The following is an 836-nucleotide window of genomic DNA, read 5'->3' on the forward strand; positions in this document are numbered from 1 at the left end:
TGGGCGAGCTGTCGGGCGAGGCGGCCGCGTACATGCGGACCAACTTCTTCGACAACACCCCCGACATCCTGCACGCCTACCTCCAGCACGGCGTGCGCCCCGCCTTCGAGGTCCGCGCGGTCCTGGCCGCCACCCTCTCGCCGACCTGGGGCATCTACTCCGGCTACGAGCTGTGCGAGAACACCCCGCTGCGCGAGGGCAGCGAGGAGTACCTCGACTCCGAGAAGTACCAGCTCCGCCCCCGCGACTGGGACGCCGCCGCCCGCGAGGGCCGCACCATCGCCCCCCTCATCACCCGGCTGAACGCCGTGCGGCGGGCGCACCCCGCGCTGCGCCGGCTGCGCAACCTCCGCTTCCACCCCACCGACAACGGCGCGCTGCTCGCCTACAGCAAGCGCGAGGGGCCGGACACGGTGATCGTGGTCGTCAATCTGGATCCCCACCACACCCAGGAGGGCACGGTCTCGTTGGACATGCGGCACCTCGGCCTGGAGCACGGCGCCTCCCTGTCCGTCCACGACGAACTGACGGGTGAGACCTACGCCTGGGGCGGGTCCGACTACGTGCGCCTGGAGCCGGGCCGGGCACCGGCCCACGTGCTCCACGTCCTGAACGGAGGGTCCCACTCGTCATGACCGTCAACTCGCCCGTAGCGGACAAGTTCGAGGACACCCCCGCCAAGGACCGCGATCCCGACTGGTTCAAGCGCGCCGTCTTCTACGAGGTCCTCGTCCGCTCCTTCCAGGACAGCAACGGCGACGGCGTCGGCGACCTGAAGGGCCTCACCGCCAAGCTCGACTACCTGCAGTGGCTCGGCGTCGACTGCCTGTGGCTGC

1 protein-coding gene and 1 pseudogene are annotated in these 836 nt (G+C 70.5%); both read left to right on the top strand.

Annotated features, from left to right (window positions below; genetic code table 11):
- Positions 1-635 (top strand): annotated as a pseudogene (locus tag E4U92_RS35610) (alpha-1,4-glucan--maltose-1-phosphate maltosyltransferase); the annotation flags it as partial.
- Positions 632-836, top strand: a 205-nt coding sequence (locus E4U92_RS35615) for an alpha-amylase family glycosyl hydrolase (RefSeq protein WP_241681809.1), incomplete at its 3' end; no start/stop codon positions are given. The pseudogene E4U92_RS35610 and the gene E4U92_RS35615, both read left to right, overlap by 4 nt.

Origin of the sequence: Streptomyces galbus (assembly GCF_005280195.1) — a bacterium.
GTDB lineage: Bacteria > Actinomycetota > Actinomycetes > Streptomycetales > Streptomycetaceae > Streptomyces > Streptomyces galbus.